10 protein-coding genes are annotated in these 17136 nt (G+C 65.1%); 5 read left to right on the plus strand and 5 right to left on the minus strand.

Annotation, left to right across the window (positions count from 1 at the left end; all coding sequences use genetic code 11):
• Nucleotides 1–10: 10 nt before the first annotated feature.
• The 5 genes from QP996_RS04630 to groL form a co-directional block, all read right to left on the minus strand.
• Complete coding sequence (locus QP996_RS04630; protein ID WP_284871472.1) at nt 11–5785, minus strand: DUF5979 domain-containing protein; 5775 nt, start codon at nt 5783–5785, stop codon at nt 11–13.
• Nucleotides 5786–6081: 296 nt separating this feature from the next.
• Nucleotides 6082–6981 (minus strand): polyphosphate kinase 2, encoded by a 900-nt coding sequence (gene ppk2 / locus QP996_RS04635; protein WP_181192856.1) that lies wholly within the window; start codon nt 6979–6981, stop codon nt 6082–6084.
• Nucleotides 6982–7085: 104 nt separating this feature from the next.
• Nucleotides 7086–7232 carry a hypothetical protein gene (locus tag QP996_RS04640; RefSeq protein ID WP_284871473.1) on the minus strand — a complete coding sequence of 49 codons (147 nt, stop codon included), beginning with the start codon at nt 7230–7232 and terminating at the stop codon, nt 7086–7088.
• A 45-nt stretch (nt 7233–7277) separates the two neighbouring features.
• A complete protein-coding gene (locus QP996_RS04645) occupies nt 7278–7406 on the minus strand; it encodes a hypothetical protein (RefSeq protein WP_284871474.1) in 129 nt (42 codons plus the stop codon).
• A 405-nt stretch (nt 7407–7811) separates the two neighbouring features.
• Nucleotides 7812–9452: a chaperonin GroEL gene (groL, locus tag QP996_RS04650; protein WP_284871475.1), complete on the minus strand. Its 1641-nt coding sequence runs from the start codon at nt 9450–9452 to the stop codon at nt 7812–7814.
• A gap of 409 nt (nt 9453–9861) precedes the next feature.
• On the opposite strand from groL, the gene QP996_RS04655 reads away from it, so the two are divergent.
• The 5 genes from QP996_RS04655 (at nt 9862) to QP996_RS04675 (ending at nt 17135) form a co-directional block, all read left to right on the plus strand.
• Nucleotides 9862–11202, plus strand: coding sequence for a dipeptidase (locus QP996_RS04655; protein ID WP_284871476.1), 1341 nt, complete (start codon nt 9862–9864; stop codon nt 11200–11202).
• Between the two features lie 167 nt (nt 11203–11369).
• Nucleotides 11370–14354 carry a Na+/H+ antiporter subunit A gene (locus QP996_RS04660; RefSeq protein ID WP_284871477.1) on the plus strand — a complete coding sequence of 995 codons (2985 nt, stop codon included), beginning with the start codon at nt 11370–11372 and terminating at the stop codon, nt 14352–14354.
• On the plus strand, nt 14355–14849 hold the full coding sequence (locus QP996_RS04665) for a Na(+)/H(+) antiporter subunit C (RefSeq protein WP_284871478.1): 495 nt from the start codon (nt 14355–14357) through the stop codon (nt 14847–14849).
• A complete protein-coding gene (locus tag QP996_RS04670; protein WP_284871479.1) occupies nt 14839–16623 on the plus strand; it encodes a Na+/H+ antiporter subunit D in 1785 nt (594 codons plus the stop codon). Before QP996_RS04665 ends, QP996_RS04670 begins: the two co-directional genes overlap by 11 nt.
• Complete coding sequence (locus tag QP996_RS04675; protein ID WP_284871480.1) at nt 16623–17135, plus strand: Na+/H+ antiporter subunit E; 513 nt, start codon at nt 16623–16625, stop codon at nt 17133–17135. Before QP996_RS04670 ends, QP996_RS04675 begins: the two co-directional genes overlap by 1 nt.
• Nucleotide 17136: the final 1 nt, after the last annotated feature.

Raw genomic sequence — 17136 nt, forward strand, 5'->3', positions numbered from 1 at the left:
GGCGAATTTTCTACATCTCAACGAGCTCACCGCCTTCCGCGCGCTCGTCGCGGCGGCTCACCCGCCATGCGCCCCAGCCGAACAGCACCAGGCCGAGCAGCAGGAACAGCACCAGGGTCTGCTCGCCGGTTTCGGGGAGCAGCATGCTTATCGACGCCGAAGGTTTCAACGCCCCCTGCGCATCGCTCGCCGTCACCGTCTGGGTCGCCCCGCCGGCGTTCGCAGTGGCGGTGACGGTCACCGCGGCGTCGCCCTCGGACGGGTAGCGCCACGTCTCGTTGGCGCCTGCCGGGACGGTAACGGTGAAGGTGCAGGAGAACTCCTCGCCGGCGGCCAGCTCGCCCGTCGGGCAAATGCTGTCCGGCACGGCGCCCTCGTCGCCGATGCGCGCGACCGACCCGCCGCGGGTGACGTCCAGGCCGGCGAGCGACGGGTCCGTCACCGTGAAGTCCTTGAGCGGGAATTCGCCGGTGTTTGTCACGGTGTAGGTCATCTGCATGGACGTGGCGTCGTGGCGCAGCAGCGTGGTGCCGAAGGCGTCGCCGGTGAGCTGGCCCAGCGGGGTGCCGTCGATAGTCTTCTGCACCTTCAGCCCGGGGAAGGTGTTCTTCGCTGTGAGCGACCAACGGTCGCCGGAGCGCGCCAGGTCTGTCGGGTCGGAGACCGGCTGCGCGGTGAACACGACCGAGTCCGCGTCGCCCTCGAGCGGCGTGATCAATTCACCGTTGGAGACCACCTGGAACACCGATGCTGCGTCCGGGTTGCCGTCGTCGATCTCGTCCACGGCGCAGTCGCTGTCCACCGGCACGTCCGCGATGGTGTGCGTCTCGCCGGCGCGCAGCTGAAACTCCTCGCCGTGTGCCGAGCACGACTGGTGGAACGTGAACGTGCCGGAGCTCGGGCCGGCGGCGGTCTTGGTGAACGCCACATCGTAGTGGGCGCGCGGGTGGTAGATGTCCGCGCCGACGGTCAGAACGGTCTCCGACGACGGCAGGTCCGCCGCGGTGGTGAAGGTGTGCGAGTACACCTTGTCGGAGCCCTCGACCTCGTCCGCGGCGAGGCCGGACAGCGAGCCGGTGGGCAGCGCGGGCGATCCGCTCCCCCACGTGGCGTACTGCGCCAGCGGAGTACGCGCACCGCCTGTCACCTCGAGCTCGCCGCGTGCGGCGAGCGTCGGGCTGCCGGTGAGGTCGAGCGTGCAGTTCGCACCCACCGGCAGGTCCACGACCTGCCCGCCCGCCGGGGCTGCAAACGTGCGCGGCATCTCGGAGCCGGACAGGGCAGTCAACGGGAACTGCCGGGTCAGCGAGGTTGTGGCGGGGTCGTCGCAACGCAGCTGCGCGGTGTAGCCCGCCTCATCCGCTCCGGCGAGGTAGCCGGAATTGAACACGGCGAGCCGCACCGGGGTGGTGCGCCGCTCCACCTTGTTCACGAAGTGGAGGTCCGCCGGCGCGGTTTCGCCCGGGTTGGGGGCGTAGCCGCGCACGATCTTCTGCTCCGGGGCGATGGTCAGCGCCTCCGGCACGCTGGCCGCATCCTGCTCGTTGAACGTGCACAGCGACCCGGCGGGGACCTTCGCCTCGCCAGAGACGAACGCGCCGTCGGTGAAGTCGCCCTTGCGGATGCTGGCCGGGATGACGTAGCCGCCCTCCGGGCGCAGCTTCTCCGGGATAAAGGAGGTCTCGCCCACCGAGCTGGTTTGGTAACCGATCGCCTTGCACTGCAGCGTGAAGCTGAACGTGTAGTCGTCCCGGATCTCGCTGAGGTTGCCCGCCGCGCCAGCGAGGTCCTTTCGCAGACGCACCGCGGAGGTCTCGTACTCGTAGTGGTTGTCCAGGCGGACGTGGTTCTTCGCCGGATCGTCCACGGTGAGGAACACCGGCGAGGTGGTCGTGTCGTTGTCCAGCTTCTGGTCCGGGTAGGCGTTGCCGCCTTCGCGGTCCACAACCCAATCCACAAAGGCCGGGCGCAAAAACGCCTTCAGGTCGTCCTGCCCGTCGTTCATCGCCAGGGCAAGCGAGCCGAACTTGTCTCCGGTGAGTTGGCAGTCAGCGCCGACGGGGACGCCGTCGAAAAGCGCAGTGCCCTCACCCTTGATGGATTTCTGCTGCTCCTGCAGCACCGCGGTGTCACCCGTCTCCGGGTCGCGGCACACGAGGGTAAACGAGTGGTTGTACAGCGCGTCCTGCAGATCCTTTCCGGCATTCGCGTACTGGGTGCGGATGCTGTCGGTGGGCAGGATCGCTTCCTTGTCCAGCTGAATCTGGGTGACTCGGCGGGAGTAGGTGTTGATGAACAGCAGCGTCGTGCCGCCGTCGCCGACGACGAAGTCGGCCGAGCCGCCCGCCACCGGCGCGCCGTCCACAGTCACGGACTTATCCAACGTGATGCCCACTGCAGTGGAGGTCTCCCCCTCGGTGGCAGTACAGCTGGAACCGACCGCCGCTGTCGTGCCGCCGGGCTCCTGCCCCTGCTGCACGGTGGTGGACAGGCGCGGGCCTTCCGTGCCGTCCGGGTTGGTGCACGTCAAGGTCACCGGGAACACGCGGTTGGTCTTGATGTCACGGCGCGGCTGGGAGATCAGGTTGTTCGGGTCGTCGAACCGCACCTCCTTGGTTCCTTGCACCGGCGCCTGGATCAGGTCGTACTCGTGGTGCACATCCAGGGTGGACTGCTTGCCGATGGTGAACTGCCCGTTCGCGCCCACATCCTCGCTTTCGCCGGCGTCGGCCGCATAGCGGTACTCGGACGTGCTGCTGATCGGGTACTCCCGCCCGTCCTTCGTTGTCCGGGTCGCGCTGTCGCCGCTTTCCGCAAGCGTGCATTGCGTGCCCTGCGGCACCTGCCCGGCGGTGAACTCGGCGGTTTCTCCCGGTGCGAGTTCAAAGCGGTCGGTGAAGCCATTGTCGCAGGTGAGCTCATAGCTTAACGACGATGGCGCCAGCGTCTCCCGACCACCAGTGCGTAAATTGACCGTCAGTCCATTACCCGCCGGAGCGAACGTGTTGGTCACCGTGGCGGTGGTGGTGTCCTGGGCGATCGTCGGGTTGATGCTCTGCACGTCCGTGGTAAACAGGATCCCGCCTGCGACCTGCGGGGTCTCCTCCGTGAAGGTGCAGGTGTTGCCGTATGGCACTCCCATGTTGCCGTCGAGGTCGTTTGCCGCGGCGTCGTCCGCCTGCAACGTGACAGTGCCGTTCGCCGCGACAGTCGCACGGCCGACGAGCTCCACGGAGCGGGACTGCCCCGCCACACCGGTGGCAACGTTGCGCGTCCCGCAGCGGAACGAGAACGCGTACGTGCTGGGGAGCTTGCCCGTGACGCTGGAGTTGACCACCTTGTTCAGCTGCACCGTGCCCAGCTTCGGGTCGAAGGTGTTGATCACCGTGACCAGGTTGCGGTCCGTGCCGGAGACCGGCCGGATGGTGTAAATAGCCTGGTTCTTCGCCTGCGCGTTGGTCAACGTGGTCACTTGGTCGCTGGCGTTGGACGCGCTGACCTTCGCACCGACGAACTTCGTGTTCGCGGTTTCGCCGGGTTCGTCCTCCCACACCTTGCACGCGGCGTTGGCTGGCACGCCCTCGACAACCGCCTCGCCGGCGGAGCCGTTCAGGGTGACGGTCCCTTCCTTCGCGGGACGGCCGGCCACCTCGCACCGGTAGTGCACCGTGTACGTCAGCTTGGCCACATCCGCGTCACCCGCGGCGAGGCCGTTGACCTGGTTCCGGAGGTGCAGGGGGAACGTGAGGTAGGCGTAGCTCGTCGTAAAGTGGAGCTCAGGTGTTGCGCCCTCGTGGAGCGTGAAGTGGTACTCCGCGCCCGACGGGTTCAGCGGCGCGCCGGCGAACTGGGCATCGCGGCCGGTGAACTCGATGGTCTTTCGCTGCTCCTCGGTGAGGTCCGTCAGCGGCGTGATCGAGCAATCCCTCTCCACTGGGATGTTGTCCAGGGCGACGGAGTTGGACGGCTTCGCCTGCGTGAGATCCAGCGTGAACTCACGGCTGATGTTGGTGCCGGCGCACGTCAGGTTGAAGCGGTAGGTCCCGCCCACCTTGCCGTCTGTGACCGGGTCGCCGACGATCGTCTTGCTGAAGACGAGCTTGCCCGGCGTGTACGTGTAGGAGTTGTTGGCGTTGGCCGAACCGATAGCCGTGGGAGCAGCCGCCGATGAGGGCAGCTGGACCGTCACCGGCGCCGAAGCGGACGGCGCAGCCGTGCCGTTCCAAGAAAGCGTAAGTTTCGTTCCGGCAGGCGGCGCCGGGACCTTCTCCGTAACGGTGCAGGTGCTGCCCTGGGGCAGGTTGTCCACGCTGACGGAGCGCCCCTTTTCCACAACAACGTCGTTTTCGAGCTTGACGTCGGGGTAGGCAGTTGTGAACCCTTCTGGCACGGTGCACTTGTAGTGCAGCGTGTACTTCTGCAGGCTGTTTTCCGCGAAGTTCGCGGCGTTGCCGTCCACCGTCTTTGTCAGGTTGAGCTTGGCGGGTTTGAACTTAGATTCCCAGGTGACGGAACAGTTTGGGACACGGGTTTCGGCCGCGGGGATCAGCAGAGTGGATGTGCCGGTCTGGGCGTTTTCCGTCAGCGTGTAGCCCGTAGGCACCGCCCCCTTGCGGATGAGGTAGGTTTCGCTGTTCGTTCCGCCCGAGGTGAGTGTGCACTTCCACACCGGCTCGTAGCGGACGAACGCGCGGTCCGCCGGATTAAGCGTGGAGGTGTAGCCCAGCTGGTCCAGCGGAACGCCGTTGGAGCCGATGCGGCGAAGCGCCGTGGTGGAGCCGCCCGCCGGGGTCGACAACGTCGTCCGGTTGGAGCCGTCCTGTAGGAAGGCCGAGTAGCTGGCGGTCCGTTCCGTAGGGTCCGCCACCTTCTCAAACGCGTCCTGCACCTTGGCGGAGCCGTCTTTGTCGAAGGCTATGCGGCTCAGCGCGATGCCGATAGCCACGCCCTGCGTTCCGGCACTGTTGGAACCCATGCTGACCTGCAGCGTCTTCGGATTGTCCACGCTCACCACCCACGTGCCGTAGGTGCCGGTGGCCTGGGAGAAACAGACAAAACCGCGGTCGCGACCGTCGGACATACTGCCCCAGTTTTGTGGTTCTGGTCCAGGACCGAAATGCGAGTTTCTGCCGCCGGTGCACGCATCCTTCGCGTTCGACGGAGTGAGGCGGACCGCTTGTCCCACTGTTCCGCCGTGGACACTGATCATCTCACCGGTGCCGCCGGCACCGGTGGACTCTCCGTCCACCACCGCAAAGCGGTACGACGCGAGCGGATCGACCACCCCGTTACGCTTTACCACGATATCCGACAGGGTGAAACGGGCAAACGGGCTACCCGCCCCTTCCATCTGCAGAATGTCCTGCGACGTCGAACTTGGGTACCGCTCGAAGAAACCCGTGCCGGTTCTCGCAAACGCCGTACCTGACCAGCTGGGGTTGGAATTCGCGGTGAACCTGGTGCTGGTGTTTCTCGTTTCGATTCCGAGGTTGAAGGTGATCGTGTAGTCGCCCACCTTCTTCGTCTTGGGGCCCGCAGTGGTCATGTCCGACATGTCGAGCCAGCACATCTGGTTCGCCCATGCCTCAGCAACGCCGGTGCCTCTACGGAACGAGCAGTCCCCAAAATTCACGCCGTCATTTGAGGCAGTTTGCGCTTCCGCCTGCTGCACACCCGGGGACACGACACCCGCGACAAGCGTCAACGCGGCGAGCATCAGCGCTGCCCAAACCGCCACTACGCCATGCTGGCGGTGGCTGTAAACGGGGCGGCCGGTCTGAGACATGCATCCTCAAATAACTGTGGACTTATTAATAGCGCCATGGATGCTACGCCGGAAACGTCAGGATGAAAACACGGCAAAACCAGCGTTTAAAAGTTGGACACACTGCCTGCCCACAGCTTCCTCTCGGCATTCGCGCTGGGCTCACCGTTTCCGCACGTTAAATGATTGTGCATCTCACGCTGGAGCTCGACTTGGAGGGACGTGTTTTCCGTCACGCGCCGCCGACCACACCGGCATGGAGAGACAGCAAAACGCCCGGCTGACAGGATCAGCCGGGCGTCGAAAAGCGAAAGCCCCTAGTCGCCGATCTGGTCGCGGCCGCGCTTCACAATCAGCGGGTCCGGCTCGCCGACAACCTCGTGGTCCTTGTTCGTGTACTCGAACTTGGACAAGATGTAGCGCATCGCGTTGAGGCGGGCGCGCTTCTTGTCGTTGGACTTGATGGTGATCCACGGCGACTCGTCAGTGTCCGTGTAGCGGAACTGCTCCTCCTTGGCGCGGGTGTAGTCCTCCCACTTGTCCAGGGACGCCAGGTCCATCGGCGAGAGCTTCCACTGGCGCACCGGGTCCACCTGGCGGATGGCGAAGCGGGTGCGCTGCTCCTTCTGGGTCACGGAGAACCAGAACTTGGTCAGGGAGATGCCGGAGCCCAAGATCATGTTCTCCAGCATCGGCACCTCGCGCAGGAACTCGGCGTGCTGGGACTCGGTGCAGAAGCCCATGACGCGCTCGACGCCGGAGCGGTTGTACCAGGAACGGTCGAAGAAGACGATCTCGCCGGCGGCCGGGAAGTGCTCGATGTAGCGCTGGAAGTACCAGGAGGTGGACTCGCGCGGCGACGGCTTCTCCAACGCCACGGTGCGCGCACCACGCGGGTTGAGGTGCTCGTTGAAGCGCTTGATCGTGCCGCCCTTGCCGGCGGCGTCGCGGCCCTCAAAGAGGATGATGTGGCGCTGGCCAGTGTCCTTGGTCCAGTTCTGCCACTTCAGCAGCTCAATCTGCAGGGCGCGCTTTTCCTTCTCGTAGTCGTCGCGGGAAAGACGCTCGTCGTAGGGGTAGTTTTCGCGCCACGTCTGAATGGCGGTGCCGTCCGGCATGAGCAGGACGGGGTCGTCCTCGTCGGTGTCGTCCACAACCCAGCCCTCGGTCTGGGCGAGGTCGATCATCGGCAGTTCGTCGTCTTTGTTGTCAGCCATGCCTTCCAGTCTATTCGGCGCGGGCGCAGTGCGCCCGGGAAGTACGCAGGAATGCAAAAAGCCCCGCCGCTTTACGACGGGACCTTCGGCTATGCGCGTTACAGTTACGCGATCAGGCCGATCAGCTCAGCGATGTTGCCGGCGAGGCTACCGAGGTTCTTGAGCAGGTCGAGCAGAGCGCCCGGGACCTGGGTGACGCCGTTGTCGCCGTTACCGGAGGAAAGTGCAACCCAGTTGGTCAATGCTTCCATGATGATTCTCCTTTAAAGAAAGTTTGTGTCGAGTGAGGTGAAGGCTTACTTGGAGACCTTGTCAGCGAAGTCCTTGATGGTCTTCGGGGTCTTCTGGAACAGGTCAACCAGGTTGGTGGAGAAGGTCTTGAAGGTCTTCAGCTGCTTCTGGATGAACTTGAGATCGAAAGGCATTGATTTCCCCTTTTCGATAGGTGCCAGTGGTTGTCTGGCAAAACTTGACAGGTACTGACACCCGGCGGGCGTCACAGGTGGAATTTTGCCACATCAACCAGCTACGTCAAGCGCTTTCTAAAAATTAGATTTGGGACACACAGGTAGCTTCCAGCTGGTATACGTTCACCGAAACGTAACCTTTTCGCGACCGGGCCGATAACCTGCCCCGACCGATTTTCGAAAGTTAACACCAATTGAATTGGTGCGAGAACGTGTAACTTGATCGGCCTCGCCGACGATCTGTACACGTTCAAAAATCCACCATGCCCGTGACGTTTTACACCATTCCGGGGGTGGTGCGGAGCTGACGTCGATAAGCATGAAAAAAGCGCGCCCCGAAGGACGCGCTTTAGACGGGCAGATTTACATCATGCCCATAGCTTCCGGGTCCATGCCCGGGTTGGCAGCACCAGCCGGCTCCGGCTTGTCAGCCACGACAGCCTCGGTGGTGAGGAACAGCGCGGCGATGGACGCGGCGTTCTGGAGCGCAGAACGGGTCACCTTCGCCGGGTCGGCGATGCCGCTGGACAGCATGTCCACGTACTCGCCGGTGGCGGCGTTCAGGCCCTCGCCGTCCGGGAGGTTGGCAACCTTGTCGGCCACCACGCCCGGCTCCAGGCCAGCGTTCAGCGCGATCTGCTTCAGCGGGGCAGACAGGGCCTCGCGGACGATCTTCACGCCGGTGGCCTCGTCGCCCTCCAGGCCGAGGTCGTCGGCGAGCTCGTTGGCTGCCTGCAGCAGGGCCACGCCACCGCCGGCGACGATGCCCTCCTCAACAGCAGCCTTAGCGTTGCGCACAGCGTCCTCGATGCGCAGCTTCTGCTCCTTCAGCTCCACCTCGGTGGCGGCGCCGACCTTGATCACCGCAACGCCGCCGGCGAGCTTGGCCAGGCGCTCCTGCAGCTTCTCGCGGTCGTACTCGGAATCGGAGTTGTCGATCTCGGCGCGGATCTGCTTCACACGGCCGTCGATCTGCGCCTGGTCGCCGGCGCCCTGGACGATAGTGGTCTCGTCCTTGGTCACCACGACCTTGCGGGCCTGGCCGAGCAGCTCGATGCCGGCGGTCTCCAGGGACAGGCCAACCTCCTCGGAGATGACCTGGCCGCCGGTGAGGATCGCAAGGTCCTGCAGCATCGCCTTGCGACGATCACCGAAGCCCGGCGCCTTCACCGCAACCGACTTGAAGGTGCCGCGGATCTTGTTCACCACGAGAGTGGACAGGGCCTCGCCCTCGACGTCCTCGGCGATGATCAGCAGCGGCTTGCCGGACTGCATGACCTGCTCCAGCACCGGGACGAGCTCCTTGACGTTGGAGATCTTGCCGGAGACGAGCAGGATGTACGGGTCCTCCAGCACAGCCTCGCCGCGCTCCATGTCGGTGGCGAAGTATGCGGAGATGAAGCCCTTGTCAAAGCGCATGCCCTCGGTGACCTCGAGGTCCACGCCGAAGGTGTTGGACTCCTCCACCGTGATCACGGACTCCTTGTTCACGGCACCGTTGCCCACGGCGTACATCGCCTCAGCGATCTTCTTGCCGATCTCCGGGTCAGACGCGGAAATACCGGCAGTGGAAGCGATCTCCTCCTGGGTCTCAACTTCCTTGGCCTGGTCCAGCAGGTACTTGGACACCTTGTCGGTGGCGGCCTGGATGCCGCGCTTGATGCCCATCGGGTTGGAGCCAGCCGCGACGTTGCGCAGCCCCTCGCGCACGAGCGCCTGGGCCAGCACGGTAGCGGTGGTGGTGCCGTCGCCGGCGACATCGTCGGTCTTCTTGGCAACTTCCTTGACCAGCTCAGCGCCGATCTTCTCGTACGGGTCCTCGAGGTCGATCTCCTTGGCGATGGTCACGCCGTCGTTGGTGATCGTCGGGGCGCCCCAAGACTTCTCCAGGACCACGTTGCGGCCCTTCGGGCCCAGCGTGACCTTCACGGCGTCAGCCAGAGTGTTCAGGCCGTTTTCAAGGCTGCGACGTGCTTCCTCGTCGAATGCAATCATCTTTGCCATGTGAGTGTGTCACTCCTTATATATAGGCGTTCATGGACGATCACTCAGGTCGTCGGTGCAAGCAGGCGCCCGCGACGGCACGGCTGACGAGTGGTCTCAGCCTCACCCGCTCTATCGGTTTGTTTGGCACTCGGTTTGTGTGAGTGCCAGCCACATTTTTAGCACTCGGCGGGGTTGAGTGCAAGGAGCGCAAGGGGCGTGGTTGTTCCGGGGCAAGGATGCTTGCGGCTAGATGCTTACCGGCGCGAGGATGCTTACTCCAGGATGCTTACTTCCCGAGTAGCGCGGGCGAGAACGCCGAGGGTTACTCGAACAATAAGCATCCTGGAGTAAGCATCTAGCCGGGTAAGCATCCTGGGGTAAGCATTTACCGCCGAACCGGCCCCGCCAACGCTGCTAGCGTGGTGCCATGACTACGCAGAACCAACCGCAACGCGACCGCATCTTCAACGACCTGTCCACCCTGGTCTCCTTCAACTCGGTGCACTCCACCCCGGCGCTGGCGGACCAACACGAAGCCGCCTGCGCATGGACCGTGCAGGCGCTGGAAGGGCTCGGCCTGGAAGTGACCCGCTACCCCACCGTGGATGACGCTGACACGATCGTCGCCACGAAGCCCGCGAAAAACGGCGCACCGACAGTGCTTTTGTACTCCCACTACGACGTGGTCCCCGCGAACAACCCGGACGCCTGGACGAACAGCCCGTTCGAGCTGACGGAGCGAAACGGCCGCTGGTACGGCCGCGGCGCCGCGGACTGCAAGGGCAACCTGGCCATGCACCTGGAGGCGCTGCGCCTGCTGGAGGAAAACGGCGGCACTGATCTGGGACTGAAGGTTGTGGTTGAGGGCTCCGAGGAGCTCGGTGGCAAGGACGGCCTGGGCAAGCTCATCGTGGAGAAGCCGGAGGTGTTCGAGGCGGACGCGATCCTCATCGCGGACTCCGGCAACGTGGCTGTCGGCGTGCCTACGCTGACCACTTCGCTACGCGGCGGCGCGCAGGTGAAGGTCACGGTGGAGACGCTGGCGAACCAGGTCCACTCCGGCAGCTACGGCGGCGGCGCCCCGGACGCCGCGCACGCGCTTGTGGCTATTGCGAACTCGCTTTTCGACGAGCACGGCCGCACCACCATCGACGGCGTGGACACCACCACGAAGTGGGACGGCGACGCTTACGACCGCGAGTCTTTCCGCCAGGACGCCACCGTGCTCGAGGGCGTGCAGCTGCTCGGCACCGCGGACGACGACCCGGCCGACCTCGTCTGGGCCCGCCCGGCGGTGACCATGATCGGGTTCACCTCCACCCCAGTGGCCGAGGCGATGAACGCGGTGAATGCGCGCGCGGAGGCCCAGTTCAACCTGCGCGTGCCGGCCGGCCAGAGCGCCGCCGAGATCGCGCAGAAGATGGAGGAGCACATCAAGGCCCACACCCCGTGGGGCGCCAAGGTTGAGGTTGAGGTCAGCGGCGTCAACGAGCCCTTTGCGACGGACCCGTCGGCCGGCGCTGTCGCCGCGCTCGGCGAGTGCCTCAAGGAGGCCTACGGCGCCGACAAGCTGTCCGTGGTCGGCTCCGGCGGCTCTATCCCGCTGACCATCACGCTGCAGAACACCTTCCCGGACGCCGAGATCGCGCTCTACGGCGTGGAGGAACCGATGTGCGGCATCCACGGCGTGGACGAATCCGTAGATCCGACGGAGATCGAGCGTATCGCGGTTGCAGAGGCTGCCTTCCTCCAGCGCTTCGGCAAGTAGCACCAAAAATCGCTACAGTTATTACTCAACGGCCGCGCCACCGGTGTTGACGCGTAGATACCCAGTGACAGCTGGAGTGAGTATTTTCTGTGTGAACTCAATGAGCTCCCCCGCTTGAGGCGCGGTGTGCCCTGTACGCACATGACCAGAGGAGGGCCGCGCACCTCGTGCTGATACTGCTCATTGCACTCACCGCAGCCACGCTGGCCGCCCCGGTGCTCATCCGCACGGTGGGCCGCGCCGCCTTCGGGCTTCTCGCGCTCGTACCGCTGGGCGGGTTCATCTGGGTGGCGCGCCTGTTCGCCACCGGGGTGTTCCGCGACGGCGGCGAGGTCAAAGCGGTGTTCACCTGGATGCCGTCGACGAACCTCAACCTAGAATTCCGCCTGGACGCACTCGCGGGCCTATTCAGCCTGATCATCCTGGGTATCGGCGCGCTGGTGCTGCTTTATTGTTGGGGCTATTTCGACTCCAACCCGCGGCGCCTGGCCAAGTTCGGCTTCGAGCTGACATTTTTCGCCACGGTCATGTACGGCCTGGTCATCGCCGACAACTTCCTGCTCATGTACGTGTTCTGGGAGTTGACGTCGGTGCTGTCGTACATGCTCGTGTCCTATTACGGGGAGCGCGCATCTTCTCGACGGGCCGCCATGCAGGCGCTGATGGTAACCACTCTCGGCGGGCTGGCCATGCTGGTGGGCATCAACCTGCTCGGCTTCAAGGCGCAGATCTGGAAACTGTCGGACATTCCCCAGATCACCGACATTGAAAACACCCCGGCGATCTCCGCCGCCATCGTGCTGATCATGCTGGGCGCGCTGACAAAGTCCGCCCAGTCCCCCTGGCACTTCTGGCTGCCCGGCGCGATGGCCGCCCCCACCCCGGTGTCCGCCTACCTGCACTCCGCGGCGATGGTGAAGGCCGGTATCTACCTGGTGGCGCGTTTGGCTCCGGACCTGTCCGCGGTGAACACCTGGCACCTGGTGGTGCTGTCCACCGGCGGGTTCACCATGTTGCTGGGCGGCTGGATGGCGCTGAAGCAGCGGGACCTGAAGCTGATTTTGGCCTACGGCACCGTCAGCCAGCTGGGCTTTATCACCACCGTCATTGGCGTGGGTTCGCGCGAGGCCACCATGGCCGGGTTGGCCATCACGTTCGCGCACTCGCTGTTCAAGGCCGCGCTGTTCATGATTGTCGGCGCGATCGACCACACCACCGGCACCCGCGACATCCACGAGTTGTCCGGGCTTGGCCGAAAGCAGCCGCTTTTAGCCACGCTAGCGATTATCTCCGCGGCCTCCATGGCGGGCATCCCGCCGCTGTTCGGTTTCGTGGCCAAGGAGACCGCGCTGGACGCCATCCTGCACGAGGAGCTGCTCACCGGCATGCCCGGCAAGATCACCCTGGTGGTGCTGGTCGTCGGCTCGATCCTCACTATGGCGTACTCCCTGTACTTCGTCTACGGCGCGTTTGCCACCAAGGGCCAGCCGTGGGCGGACGGGCAGTCCCCGGCGGTGCGCGACATGCACTCCCCGGGCCCGAAGCTGTGGCTCTCCCCCGCGGTGCTGACCGCGTGCACGGTGGGCTTCGGCGTGGTGCCGGCGGCACTGTCGTCGCCGATCAGCGAATACCTCGACGTGCGCTTCCCGGACGTTGAAGGCTCCGAGCTCGCGCTGTGGCACGGGTTCACGGTGCCGCTGGCGCTGTCCGGCGTGATCATCTTCGCCGGCGCAATCATGTTCTGGCAGCGCGACGTGGTGGCCAAGGCCCAGTTCGAACGCCCCGCTCTCGGCGACGCCAACGCGGTCTGGGACACCATCATGGACACGCTGCGCCGCTGGTCGCTGAAGCTGACTGCGTCCACGCAGCGCGGCTCGCTGACCATCAACTTGGCTGTCATCTTCACGTTCCTTGCCGTGGTACCGCTGGCGGCGCTGATTCTGGGCGATTCCAACAACATCCGCATGCAGGTGTGGGACAACGTCTGGCAAGGCCTGGCGGTCACCGTCATGGCCGGGCTCGCGTTTTTCGCGGCCGTGCAGCGCAACCGCCTCTCCGGCGTGATCATGGTGGGCCTGACCGGCTACTTCATGGCGCTGATCTTCGTGCTGCACGGTGCGCCGGACCTGGCGCTGACGCAGGCGTTGGTGGAGACCATCGTGATGGTGGTGTTCATGCTGGTGCTGCGCAAGATGCCCACGGAAACAGAGCAGCGCAACGAGGACAACCGCCTGCGCGCCTGGCTGGCCATCGGCACTGGCGTGTCCGTGGTCACGGTGGCCATGACGGCTATGTCCGCGCGCGTCACCGAACCGATCTCCAAATACATGCCGGACCTGGCCTACGAGATCGGCCACGGCCGCAACACCGTCAACGTGCTGCTGGTGGACCTGCGCGCGGTGGACACTTACGGCGAGACGCTGGTGCTGGTGGTCGCCGCCACCGGCATCGCCAGCCTGATCTTCGGCACGTTCCGCTTCGACCCGGAGTCGCGCCGGCCCACCCTGTCCACCACCAAGGCGCGCTGGCTCGCCTCCGGCGTGGAGACCGAGACCGCGCAGAACCGCTCCATCCTGGTGGATGTGGTCACGCGCCTGCTCTTCCCGTCGATGATGCTTTTGTCGGCCTACTTCTTCTTCTCCGGCCACAACGCCCCGGGCGGCGGGTTCGCCGGCGGGCTCGTCGCGGCGCTTGCGCTGACGTTGCGGTACCTGGCGGGAGGACGTCGAGAGGCAGAAGAAACGCTCCCGGTGCACCCGGGCAAGGTGCTGGGCATCGGCATCATGTTCACCACCGCGGCCGCGGTCGCCCCGATGTTCTTCGGGATGCCCCCGCTGACCTCCTCGTACGCCGAGTTCGACGTGCCGCTCATCGGCGATGTCACGGTGCCGTCGGCGCTGATTTTCGACGCGGGCGTCTACGTCATCGTCGTCGGGCTGATCATGCACGTACTGGCCTCCATGGGCGCCTACCTGGACCGCGAAGAGGACACCAGAAAACAGCGCGCCCGCGACCGCGCGCGCGAGCTGCAGGCCAAAAACGAGCAGCGGCGCAGGCTCATGTCCAGAACCCGCAGGGCGCGTTACGACGAGCGCAGGGCGGTGGCGGCCAGCGGGTCGTCGATAAGCAAACGCGGAAAGAGAGGCGAGTAAATGGAAGCGAACCTGTTCCTCCTCATCGGCTCCGGCGTGCTCATCGCGTGCGGCGTGTACCTGATGCTGGACAAATCCATGATCCGCATGATCATGGGCGTGACACTCATCGGCAACGGCGCCAACCTGCTGCTTTTGCAATCCGGCGGGCCCGCCGGCTCCCCGCCGATCATCGGGCGCGAATCCGAAGCGGCGGCCGATAGCGCCGACCCGCTCGCGCAGGCGATGATCCTGACCGCAATTGTGATCTCCATGGCCATGGTCGGGTTCATGCTCGCCCTGGCCTACCGCCAATACCGCTACCGCACCGACGACATCGTCGAGCGCGACGAAGAGGATCGCGCAATCGCCGCGCGGCCCAAATCCGCCTCACCGGACCGCGACAAATCCGACGACGCGAAAACCGGCAAAGCCAGCCCCTCCGGCGACGAGTTCGGCCCCAAGCCGTTCGAGGACCCGGTGAAGGAAGTCAAGGGAGGCCAAGATGCGAGCTAGCTTCATGGCCTTCGCCGACTGGGTGCTGCCCGCCATGCCGTACCTGATTGTCATGCCGATCATCCTGCCTGCCTTCGCCGCCGGGCTGATCGTGCTATTCCGGGGTGTGAACCTGCAACGCTTCATCGCCCTGGGCACCCTGGCGGCCCTGACCGTGATCGCCGCGGTGATGATCATCGTGGCCGACACCCACGGCATCCAGACTGTGCAGATGGGCGGCTGGGACGCACCAGTGGGCATCACCATGGTGGCGGACCGGCTGAGCTCCATCATGCTGTTCGTCTCCTCCATCGTGCTGTTCGCGGTGATGTGGTACGGCATCTCGCAAGGGCTTCGCGACGGCGACGACGACGACCCCGTCGCCGTCTTCCTCCCCACCTACATGCTGCTGAGCATGGGCGTGAACCTGTCCTTCCTCGCCGGCGACCTGTTCAACCTCTACGTCGGCTTCGAAGTGTTCCTGGTGGCCTCCTACGTGCTGCTCACCCTGGGCGCGTCGCCGCAGCGCGTGCGCGCCGGCATCGGCTACGTAATGGTCTCCATGGCGTCCTCCATGGTCTTCTTGTTCGCGCTCGCGCTGGTGTACGCGTCGGTGGGCACCGTGAACATGGCGCAGGCAGGCATCCGCATGGAGGAGCTGCCCACCGGCACCCGCGCCGCCATCTTCGCCACCTTCATCGTGGCGTTCGGCATCAAGGCGGCGATCTTCCCGCTGGACGCGTGGCTGCCGGACTCCTACCCCACCGCAGCCTCCATCGTCACCGCCGTGTTCGCAGGCTTGTTGACCAAGGTGGGCGTGTACGCCATCATCCGCGTGCGCTCCACCGTGTTCACCGACGGCGCCCTGGACTCGACACTGATGGTGATCGCGCTGTTGACCATGATCGTGGGCGTGATGGGCGCGATCGCCCAAAACGACATCAAACGCTTGATGTCGTTTACCCTGGTCAGCCACATCGGCTACATGATCTTCGGCGTCGCCCTCGGCTCCGTTGCGGGCCTGTCCGGCGCCATCTTCTACGCCGTGCACCACATTCTGGTGCAGACCTCCCTGTTCCTAGTGGTGGGCCTGGTGGAGCGCCAGGCCGGCTCCGCGCAGCTGCGGCGTCTGGGCTCGCTGCTCTACACCGCGCCCGTGATTGCGCTGCTCTACCTCATCCCCGCGCTGAACCTGGGCGGCATCCCGCCGTTTTCCGGCTTCCTGGGCAAGGTCATGCTCATCCAGGCCGGCGCGGAAGACGGCTCCTGGCTGGCGTGGGTGCTCATCGGCGGCGCCGTGATCACCTCGCTTCTGACCCTGTACGCCATGATGAACGTCTGGTCCAAGGGCTTCCTCCGCGACCGCGCCGACGCGCCCGAAGGCGACGTCGTCCTCGCGCGCCCGGCCAACCTTGCCGCGCGCGAAGAAACCGTCGCCTCGGGCGACCGCGACGACGTCGGCCGCGTGCCCGCCGGCATGTTTTTGTCCACCGCGTTTTTGGTGCTTGCGTCGACAAGCATCACGTTTTTGGCCGGCCCGATCTCCAACATCACGGACCGCGCCGCCCAATCCGCCCAGGACCTGTCCATCTACCGAAGCGCCGTGCTTATCGACGACCCTTCGGCCCCCACACGCAACCTCGACGCCTTCCGCGAACAGACCGGCGCCGGCAGCAGCAGGGACTCCCTCGAACACCGAGACTCCTCCCGCCCCGCCGGGCCCACCAGCACCGGCGTGACCACCGAGATGGTGCCCGAACCCGCGGACGCCGAATCGAATGAGGTGAGCCGCTGATGTTTACCGGTATCGCCCACCGCTTCCGCCCACTGACCGTGGTGTGGCTGACGTTCATGTGGATCCTGCTGATGGGCCAGCTCAGCTGGGGCAACCTCATCGGCGGGCTGGGATTGAGCCTGCTCATCGTGCTGGCGCTGCCCCTGCCGCCCGTGCCGCGCAGCGGCAACCGGGTGAACTGGCTGAAGCTCGTCGCCTTCATGGTGGAATGGTTCTTCGACCTGCTGGTGGCCTCGGCGAAAGTGGCGTGGCTATCGCTGCGCCGCGCGCCGCAGCCGCGAAACGCCGTGCTGCGCGTGCCCATGCGCCTGAGCAACGAGCTGGTGCTGTATCTGGCCACCTGCGCCTACAACCTGCAGCCCGGCGGCACCGTCACCGACATCGACCTGGCCAACCGCGAATGGACCGTGCACATCCTCGACGCCGAGGACGACGCCGCCATCGCCCGCGAAATCGCCAACGTGCAGAAACTGGAGCGCCAAATGATCGCCATCTTCGAAGGAGGCCGCTGAC

Source organism: Corynebacterium sp. MSK008 (assembly GCF_030232585.1).
Classification (GTDB): Bacteria; Actinomycetota; Actinomycetes; order Mycobacteriales; family Mycobacteriaceae; genus Corynebacterium.

Bases quoted from the DNA above. Each gene is read 5' to 3' on its own strand.
- QP996_RS04630 (WP_284871472.1), bottom strand. From the start codon at position 5,785: ATGTCTCAGACCGGCCGCCCCGTTTACAGCCACCGCCAGCATGGCGTA.
- QP996_RS04675 (WP_284871480.1), top strand. From the start codon at position 16,623: ATGTTTACCGGTATCGCCCACCGCTTCCGCCCACTGACCGTGGTGTGG.
- QP996_RS04665 (WP_284871478.1), top strand. From the start codon at position 14,355: ATGGAAGCGAACCTGTTCCTCCTCATCGGCTCCGGCGTGCTCATCGCG.
- ppk2 (WP_181192856.1), bottom strand. From the start codon at position 6,981: ATGGCTGACAACAAAGACGACGAACTGCCGATGATCGACCTCGCCCAG.
- QP996_RS04645 (WP_284871474.1), bottom strand. From the start codon at position 7,406: ATGCCTTTCGATCTCAAGTTCATCCAGAAGCAGCTGAAGACCTTCAAG.
- QP996_RS04670 (WP_284871479.1), top strand. From the start codon at position 14,839: ATGCGAGCTAGCTTCATGGCCTTCGCCGACTGGGTGCTGCCCGCCATG.
- QP996_RS04655 (WP_284871476.1), top strand. From the start codon at position 9,862: ATGACTACGCAGAACCAACCGCAACGCGACCGCATCTTCAACGACCTG.
- QP996_RS04640 (WP_284871473.1), bottom strand. From the start codon at position 7,232: ATGGAAGCATTGACCAACTGGGTTGCACTTTCCTCCGGTAACGGCGAC.
- groL (WP_284871475.1), bottom strand. From the start codon at position 9,452: ATGGCAAAGATGATTGCATTCGACGAGGAAGCACGTCGCAGCCTTGAA.